This is a genomic window from Streptomyces sp. NPDC050448 (genome assembly GCF_040655295.1).
GTDB lineage: Bacteria > Actinomycetota > Actinomycetes > Streptomycetales > Streptomycetaceae > Streptomyces.
The window spans coordinates 1-7,973 of sequence record NZ_JBFAJR010000086.1 but is presented as its reverse complement, the minus strand read 5'-3'; the positions used below and the strand labels follow the sequence as shown (position 1 = coordinate 7,973).

Sequence of the window (7,973 nt, the reverse complement as noted above, 5' to 3'; positions counted from 1 at the left end):
GGCGCCGAGGTCACCCTCGCCGCCTGCGACGTCAGCGACCGCGACGCCCTCGCCGCGCTCCTCGCCGGCATCCCCGCCGACCGGCCGCTGACCGCGGTGGTCCACGCCGCGGCCGCGGTCGACGACGGCGTCATCGAGACGCTCACCCCCGAGCAGGTGGCCGCCGTCCTGCGGGTCAAGACGGACGCCACGCTCCACCTGCACGAGCTGACCCGCGACCTCGACCTGTCGGCGTTCGTCCTCTTCTCCTCCTTCGCCGCCACCTTCGGCGCGCCCGGACAGGGCAACCAGGCCCCCGGCAACGCCTTCCTGGACGCCTTCGCCGAGTACCGGCGCGCCGCCGGGCTGCCCGCGACCTCCCTCGCCTGGGGTCCGTGGGGCAGTGCCGACGGGGACGACAGCGCGGCGGGCGACCGCATGCGCCGCCACGGCATCCTGGCGATGTCGCCCGAGCGGACCCTGGCCTCGCTCCAGCACGCGCTGGACCGCGACGAGACCACCTTGACCGTTGTCGACATGGACTGGAAGCGGTTCACGCTCGCCTTCACCGCCGACCGGGCGCGGCCCCTGCTCCTGGAGCTGCCCGAGGCCCGCCGCGTCATCGAGAGCGCGGAGCGGGAGTCCGCCGAGGACCTGGCCGGGGGAGTGCCGCTCACCCAGCAGCTCGCCGGGCTGCCCGAAGTCGAGCAGCAGCGCCTGCTGCTCGACCTGGTCCGCACCGCCGTGGCTGCCGTCCTGGGCCACGCCGACCTGACCTCCGTCGAGGCGGGCCGGGCCTTCAAGGAGCTGGGCTTCGACTCCCTCACCTCCGTGGAGCTGCGCAACCGGCTCGGCGCGGTGAGCGGGTTGAAACTGCCGGCCAGCCTCGTCTTCGACCACCCCACCCCGGCCGCTGTCGCCGCCTACCTGCGCGCCGGGATCGTGCCCGACGCGGCGGAGGGCGGGGCACCGCTGCTGGAGGAGATCGACAAGCTGGAGGCCGTGCTGGCCCGGGGGACCGGGGACAACGTCGTACGGGCCCGGGTGACGATGCGTCTGCAGGCCCTGCTGGCGAAGTGGAACGAGAGCGAGGACCCGGCCGGTGCGCAGCCCGCCGCGGCCGCGTCCACGGGCCCGGCCACGGACGCGGCGGCGGCTGCGGCCGACGCCAGCGACGAGGAACTCTTCGCGTTCATCAACGAAGGCCTCGGCCGTTATTGACGGCTTGCCGATTATTGGTGAAGATGGCCCGCCCCCTGTGAATTGACCAGGGGGAAACTGCCCCCTGCGCACTCCCCCACCCAGGGGTGTGTAGGGGGCGGTTAGGGGTTGTAGGAGAGATTGAACGGCAAATAGCCTGCCGCCGAGCAGTCGCTTCGCCCGACGTGCGAAGCGACGCCTTTCCAGATGACATTCCTCGGCTCCGCGACATAGTTTTCCGATGCCGTCTGCTGCAAATGGGTGGTTGCGTTAAATGGCGAATGAAGAGACGCTCCGGGACTACCTGAAGCTGGCGACGGCGGATCTGCAGCAGACGCGGCAGCGGCTTCGTGAGATCGAGGCGCGGAACCAGGACCCCATCGCCATCGTGGGCATGGGCTGCCGCTACCCCGGTGGCGCGACCTCCCCCGAGGAGCTTTGGCAGCTCGTCGTGGACGGCGTCGACGCCATCACCGGATTCCCCGCCGAGCGCGGCTGGGACATGGAGACGGTCTACCACCCCGACCCGGAGAACCCGGGCACGAGCTACGCCAACCAGGGCGGTTTCGTCCAGGACTTCGCCCGGTTTGACCCCTCGCTCTTCGGCATCTCCCCGCGCGAGGCCCTCGCGATGGACCCGCAGCAGCGGCTGCTGCTGGAGACCTCCTGGGAGGCCTTCGAGCGCGCCGGGATCGACCCGACCTCGATGCGCGGCAAGCAGGTCGGCGCCTTCGTCGGCACCAGCAACCACGACTACCTGACGGCGCTGCTGAGCTCCTCCGAGAACGTGGAGGGCTACCTCGGCACCGGCAACGCGGCGAGCGTCGCCTCCGGCCGCCTCTCCTACACCTTCGGCCTCGAAGGCCCCGCCGTCACCGTCGACACCGCCTGCTCCTCCTCCCTCGTCGCCCTGCACCTCGCCGTGCAGGCACTGCGCAACGGGGAGTGCTCCCTGGCCCTCGCGGGCGGCGCCACCCTGATGTCCGCGCCGGGTACGTTCATCGACTACAGCAAGCAGCGCGGCCTCGCCGCCGACGGCCGCTGCAAGGCCTTCTCCCCGGACGCGGACGGCTTCAGCCTCGCCGAGGGCGTCGGTGTCCTGCTCGTCGAGCGCCTCTCCGACGCGCGCCGCAAGGGCCACCACGTCCTCGCCGTCATCCGCGGCACCGCCGTCAACCAGGACGGCGCGAGCAACGGTCTGACCGCCCCCAACGGCCCCTCGCAGCAGCGCGTCATCCTCCAGGCGCTGTCCAACGCCCGCCTCACGCCCGACCAGGTCGACGCCGTCGAGGCGCACGGCACGGGCACCGGCCTCGGCGACCCCATCGAAGCGCAGGCGATCATCGCCACGTACGGGCAGGGCCGGCCCGAGGGGCGGCCGCTGTGGCTGGGCTCCCTCAAGACCAACATCGGCCACGCGCAGGCCGCCGCCGGTGTCGCCGGTGTCATCAAGAGCGTCATGGCGATGCGCAACGGCGTGCTGCCGAAGACCCTGCACGTCACCGAGCCGACCCCGCACGTCGACTGGTCGGCGGGCGAGGTGTCCCTGCTCACCGAGGCGCGGCCGTGGCCGCTCCACGACGGGCCGCGCCGCATCGGCGTCTCGTCCTTCGGCATGAGCGGCACCAACGCACACGTCATCCTGGAGAGCGCCGAGGACCCCGCCGGCGCGGACCGGCAGGACGGCGACGGTCCGGCCGCCGCGGAGCAGGGCGCCCCGGCCGGTGTCCTGCCCGTCGTCCTGTCCGGCAAGACGGAGGGCGCCCTGCGGGCGCAGGCCGCCGCGCTGCACGCCCACCTCACCGCCCGCCCCGGCCTCGGCCTGGCGGACGTCGCGCACGCTCAGGCGCTCACCCGGTCCGCCCTCGACCGCCGCGCCGCGGTCGTCGCGCAGGACCGCGCCGAACTCCTCGCCGGCCTCGCCGCGCTGGCCGGGGGTACCCCGTCGGCCGACGTGGTCGAGGGGAGCGCCACGGAGGGCAAGCTCGCGTTCCTCTTCACCGGTCAGGGCAGCCAGCGGCTCGGCATGGGTCGCGAACTGTACGACACCTACCCGGTGTTCGCCGGGGCCCTGGACGCGGTGTGTGCCGGGATGGACCTCGAACTGCCGCTGAAGAACGTCCTGTTCGGGGCGGACGCCGAGTTGCTGGACCGTACGGAGTACACTCAGCCGGCGCTGTTCGCGGTCGAGGTGGCCCTGTACCGGCTGGTCGAGGGCTGGGGCCTGCGGCCGGACTTCGTCTCGGGTCACTCCATCGGCGAGATCGCCGCCGCGCACGTCGCGGGTGTCCTCTCGCTGGAGGACGCGTGCACGCTGGTCGCCGTCCGTGGCCGGCTGATGCAGGCGCTGCCGTCCGGTGGTGCGATGATCGCGGTTCAGGCGTCTGAGGACGAGGTTCTGCCGCTGCTGACCGAGCGGGTCGGCATCGCGGCCGTCAACGGGCCGACGTCGGTGGTCGTGGCCGGTGACGAGGACGCCGCCCAGGCCGTCGCCGGCGCCTTCGCCGCCCAGGGCCGCAAGACCAAGCGCCTCACCGTCAGCCACGCCTTCCACTCCCCGCACATGGACGGCATGCTCGACGCCTTCCGCAAGGTGGCGCAGGGGCTGACGTACGCTGCCCCCCGCATCCCGGTCGTGTCCAACCTGACCGGCGCCCTCGTCACCGACGAGATGGGCTCCGCCGACTTCTGGGTCCGCCACGTCCGCGAAGCCGTCCGCTTCCTCGACGGCATCCGCTGGCTGGAGAGCCGCGGCGTCACCGCCTACGTCGAACTCGGCCCCGACGGCGTCCTGTCCGCCCTCGGCCAGGACTGCCAGACCGCCACCGGCCCCCGCGCCGCCGCCTTCCTGCCCGCGCTGCGCACCGGCCGCCCCGAGAACCGCACCCTGACCGCCGCCGTCGCCGGTGCCCACGTCCGCGGACTCTCCCCGGACTGGGCCACCCGCTTCGCCGCCACCGGCACCGGCCACGTCGAGCTGCCGACGTACGCCTTCCAGCGCGACCTGTACTGGCCCCGCGACCCCTTCACCGACCTCACCGGACCCGCCGACGACGGCGAACTCGGCCTGACCGACGCCAAGTTCTGGGAGGTCGTCGACAGTGAGGACCTGGCCGCCTTCGCCGACACCCTCGGCATCGACGGCGACGAACCCCTCAGCGGCGTCCTGCCCGCCCTGTCCGCATGGCACCGCCGCCACCGCGACCGCGACACCGTCACCGGCTGGCGCTACCGCGTCACCTGGACACCGCTCACCGACACCGCGCCCGTGCCCCTCGCCGGGCACTGGCTCCTCGCGGTGCCCGCCGGGCACACCGACGCCCCCTGGACCCTGGCCGCCACCCGCGCCCTGACCGCCCGCGGGGTCACCGTCACCCCCCTCACCGTCGACGCCACCGCCGACGACCGGGCCACCCTGGCCCGGCACCTCACCGCAGCCCTGGAGGCGGCGCACCACGCGCCCGCCGGGGTGCTGTCGCTGCTCGCCCTCGACGAGCGCCCGCACCCCGAGGACCCGGCGCTGCCCGCCGGGCTCGCCGCCACGCTCGCCCTCGTCCAGGCCCTGGGCGACGCGGGGGTGGAAGCCCCGCTCTGGGCCGCCACCCAGGGCGCGGTCGCCACCGGCCGCTCCGACCGGCTCACCAGCACCGCCCAGGCCGCCCTCTGGGGCTTCGGCCGGACCGCCGCCCTCGAACTGCCCGCCCGCTGGGGCGGCCTCGTCGACCTGCCCCCGGCCCCCGACGAGCGCGCCACCGGCCGCCTCGCCGACGCCCTGGGCGGACTCGGCACCGAGGACCACGTCGCCGTACGCTCCACCGGCGTCTTCGTCCGCCGCCTGGCCCGCGCCCCCCAGGACCACACCCCCGCCGCCGCTTGGACCACCTCCGGCACCGCCCTCGTCACCGGCGGCACCGGAGCCCTCGGCGGGCACGTGGCCCGCTGGCTCGTCCGCTCCGGCGCCGCACACCTGCTGCTGGTCAGCAGGCGTGGCCCCGATGCCGAGGGAGCCGCCGAACTCGTCGCGGAACTGCGCGAGATGGGCGCCGAGGTCACCCTCGCCGCCTGCGACGTCTCCGACCGCGACGCCGTGGCCCGCCTCCTCGCCACCGTCCCCGCCGAACTGCCGCTGACCACCGTCGTCCACGCCGCCGGTGTCCTCGACGACGGTGTCCTCGACGCCCAGACCCCGCAGCGCCTGGCGGGCGTCCTGCGGCCCAAGGCCCAAGCCGCCCAGGTCCTGCACGAGCTGACCCGCGACCTGGACCTGACCGCCTTCGTCCTGTTCTCCTCCGTCGCCGCCGTCTTCGGCGCCGCCGGACAGGCCAACTACGCCGCCGCGAACGCCTACCTGGACGCCCTCGCCGAGCAGCGCCGCGCCGACGGCCTGCCCGCCACCGTGATCTCCTGGGGCGCTTGGGCCGACGGCGGCATGGCCACCGACGAACTCGTCGCCGAGCGCCTGCGCTCCGCCGGACTCCCGGCTCTCGCCCCCGAACTCGCCCTGTCCGCGATGAACACGGCGCTCGCCCTCGACGAGACCTCCTCCGTCGTCGCCGACATCGACTGGGCCCGCCTCGCGCCCGGCCTCACCGCCGTCCGCCCCTGCCCGCTGATCACGGCGCTCCCCGAAGCCGTCCAGGCCCTCGCCGCCGCGGGCCAGGCCGCCGACGCCCCGGCCGAGGCCGCCGACAGCCTCGCCCGGCGGCTCGCCCAGGCACCGGCCGATGAACGCGACGCCCTCGCCCTGGAGTTCGTCCGTACGCAGATCGCCGCCGTCCTCGGCTACCCCGGTCCGGAGTCCGTCGACCCGGCCATCGCCTTCCGGGACCTCGGCTTCGACTCCCTGACCGCGGTGGAGATCCGCAACCTCCTCACCGCCCGGACCGGGCTGCGCCTGCCCGCCACCCTGATCTTCGACTACCCCAACTCCCTGGCCCTGGCCGCCTTCCTCCAGGGCGAACTCCTCGGCGCGCACCCCGCCGACCCGGCCGGCGCCACCACGACCGGGGCGGGCACCGCGACCGACGACGACCCCATCGCGATCGTCGCGATGAGCTGCCGCTTCCCCGGCGGCGTCCGCACCCCAGAGGAACTGTGGGAGCTGCTCGCCGACGGCCGCGACGCCGTTTCCGGCTTCCCCACCGACCGCGGCTGGGACCTCGACGGGCTGTACGACCCGGAGTCCCTCGCCGAGAACACCACCTATGTCCGCGAGGGAGGGTTCCTCGCCGACGCGGCCACCTTCGACCCCGCCTTCTTCGGGATCTCACCCCGTGAGGCCCTCGCCATGGACCCGCAGCAGCGTCTGCTGCTGGAGACCTCCTGGGAGGCATTCGAACGGGCCGGCATCGACCCCGCCACCGTGCGCGGCGAGCGCATCGGTGTCTTCACCGGCACCAACGGCCAGGACTACCTCGACGTCATCCTCGCCGCCCCCGACGGCACCGAGGGCTTCCTCGGCACCGGCAACGCGGCGAGCGTCGTCTCCGGCCGCGTCAGCTACGTCCTCGGCCTGGAAGGCCCCGCGGTCACCGTCGACACCGCCTGCTCCTCGTCGCTCGTCGCCCTGCACTGGGCCATCCAGGCCCTGCGGGCCGGTGAGTGCACGATGGCCCTGGCCGGTGGTGTGACCGTCATGTCCACCCCCGCCTCCTTCATCGACTTCAGCCGCCAGCGCGGCCTCGCCGAGGACGGCCGCATCAAGGCCTTCGCGGCCGCCGCCGACGGCACCGGCTGGGGCGAGGGCCTCGGCATACTCCTCGTCGAACGGCTCTCCGACGCCCGCCGCCACGGTCACCCCGTCCTCGCGCTGGTCCGCGGCTCCGCCGTCAACCAGGACGGCGCCTCCAACGGTCTGACCGCCCCGAACGGGCCCTCCCAGCAGCGCGTCATCCGCCAGGCCCTCGCGAGCGCGGGCCTGGCCGCCGCCGACGTGGACGCCGTCGAGGCCCACGGCACCGGCACGAAGCTCGGCGACCCGATCGAGGCCCAGGCGCTGCTGGCCACGTACGGCCAGGACCGCCCCGCGGACACCCCGCTGTGGCTCGGGTCCATCAAGTCGAACCTCGGCCACACCCAGGCGGCCGCCGGTGTCGCGGGCGTCATCAAGATGGTCCTGGCCATGCAGCACGGGATCCTGCCCCCGACGCTGCACGTCGACGAAGCGACCCCGCACGTCGACTGGACCGCCGGTGACGTCGCCCTGCTGACCGGTGCCGTCGCCTGGCCGGAGACCGGCCGGCCGCGCCGCGCGGGCGTCTCGTCCTTCGGCATCAGCGGCACCAACGCCCACACCATCATCGAGCAGGCCCCTGAGGCCGCTGCCCCGGCCCTTGCCCCGGTCGCGCCGGAGCCCGAGTCGGCGCCGGACGCCCCGCTGCCGTGGCTGCTGTCCGGCAAGAGCCGCGACGCCCTGCGCGACCAGGCCCGCCGCCTGCACGAGCACGCCGTCCGCCACCCGGCAGCGAGCGCCGCCGACTTCGGGTTCTCCCTGGCCGTGGGCCGCTCCGCCTTCGAGCACCGCGCCGCCGTGGTGGCCGCGGACCACGCCGGGCTCCTCTCGGGCCTGGAGACGCTGGCGGAGGACGGCTCGGCCGCCACGCTCGTGACGGGCTCCCCAGCCGCGGGCAGGACCGCGTTCCTGTTCACCGGTCAGGGCAGCCAGCGTCTCGGGGCCGGGCGTGAGCTGTACGACGCCCACCCGGTGTTCGCGGACGCGTTGGACGCGATCTGCGCCCGCATGGACGGATTGCTCGAACTTCCGTTGAAGGGGGTGCTGTTCGGGGGGGATGCGG

2 protein-coding genes are annotated in these 7,973 nt (G+C 74.3%); both read left to right on the top strand.

The annotated features are described in order from the left end of the window. On the top strand, positions 1–1,200 hold a 1,200-nt coding region (locus tag AB0I68_RS38470), incomplete at its 5' end, for a beta-ketoacyl reductase (protein WP_363182098.1). A gap of 253 nt (positions 1,201–1,453) precedes the next feature. After that, positions 1,454–7,973: type I polyketide synthase (locus AB0I68_RS38465; protein ID WP_363182097.1), on the top strand; the 6,520-nt coding region annotated here is incomplete at its 3' end.